The following is a 1,047-nucleotide window of genomic DNA, read 5'->3' as shown; positions in this document are numbered from 1 at the left end:
ATGACGAGGACCTCAACCATGGTGACCGCCTTCGTCGGCGGGGAGCTTGTCGTGCTGGGTGGCGACGACGTCGCCGTCCGCGGCGCGGCGCTGGCAGGCGCGTACGTCGCGCTGGCCGTTGACGGACACGATGCAGTCGAAGCAGACACCGATGCCGCAGAAGACACCGCGTGGCGCCTGTGAGTAGGACGTGCGGCGCCAGGACAGTACGCCGGCGGTGAGCAGGACTCCGGCGATCGTCTGCCCGGCCCGGCCGGTGTGTCGCACACCGTCGATCGTGATGGTGACCTCATCGCCGCCGCGCGGACGGATCGGGTCGTCGCCTGCGGGTACGGAACGTGGCGGCATGGCTAGGCCACCTCCTCGAGATGGGCTGCGAGGCTGGGTCGCGCGGGGGAGAACGGTGCCGGATCGATGGCCGGTTCGTGGCCCAGCATGAGGTCTCGGAGCAGCTCACCGGTCGCGACTGAGAGGCCGATGCCGGCACCCTCGTGGCCGGTAGCGTGCCAGAGGCCGGGCAGCCGATGGTCCGGGCCGATGACCGGGAGATGGTCGGGGACGAAGGGCCGGAAGCCGCCGTAGCAGCGCATGACGGGCATGTCCGCGAGGAAGGGGAACAGGACGGTGGCCTTCGCGGCGATCTCGCGGAGCACTGGCACCTGCAACCGGGTGTCGAACCCGATCTGCTGCCTCGACGACCCGATCAGCACGGTGCCGGCCGCGGTGCTCTCGACCACGGTGGAGGTCTGAAGTGCTGCGGCGTCGGAGCCGACCGCTCCGACGTAGTCGCCGTCGTAGACCTTGTGGAAGATCCGGTGCGGCATGCGGCTGGTCACCAGGACCATGCCCCGGCGGGGACGGACCGGAAGCGGTGCCGCGAGCCTGCTGGTGAGCTCGCCCGACCAGGGACCGGCCGCCACCACGACGGCGTCGCCGCGGACGTCGCCGCCCGCGCGGGTGGTGATTCCGGTGAGCCGACCGCCGTCGGACCGGATGCCGCCGGTCACCTCGGCGCCCTCCATGACGCGAGCGCCGTAGAGCCGTGCC

Annotated in this window: 2 protein-coding genes; both read right to left on the bottom strand. The window is 71.4% G+C overall.

Translation table 11 applies throughout. From position 1 onward, the window contains the following. Positions 1-12: 12 nt before the first annotated feature. Complete coding sequence (locus ELR45_RS29990) at positions 13-348, bottom strand: (2Fe-2S)-binding protein (RefSeq protein WP_129669560.1); 336 nt, start codon at positions 346-348, stop codon at positions 13-15. 2 nt (positions 349-350) lie between these two features. Further along, a partial coding sequence (locus ELR45_RS29985; RefSeq protein WP_165368230.1) for an NAD(P)/FAD-dependent oxidoreductase occupies positions 351-1,047 on the bottom strand: 697 nt, incomplete at its 5' end.

Source organism: Phytoactinopolyspora endophytica (assembly GCF_004138495.1).
Lineage (GTDB): Bacteria > Actinomycetota > Actinomycetes > Jiangellales > Jiangellaceae > Phytoactinopolyspora > Phytoactinopolyspora endophytica.
The sequence above is the reverse complement of the archived record's forward strand: the minus strand, read 5'-3'. Positions and strand labels throughout refer to the sequence as shown.

What these genes read in the sequence shown, in the direction of transcription:
- ELR45_RS29990 (WP_129669560.1), bottom strand. Translation starts at nt 348, where the DNA reads ATGCCGCCACGTTCCGTACCCGCAGGCGACGACCCGATCCGTCCGCGC.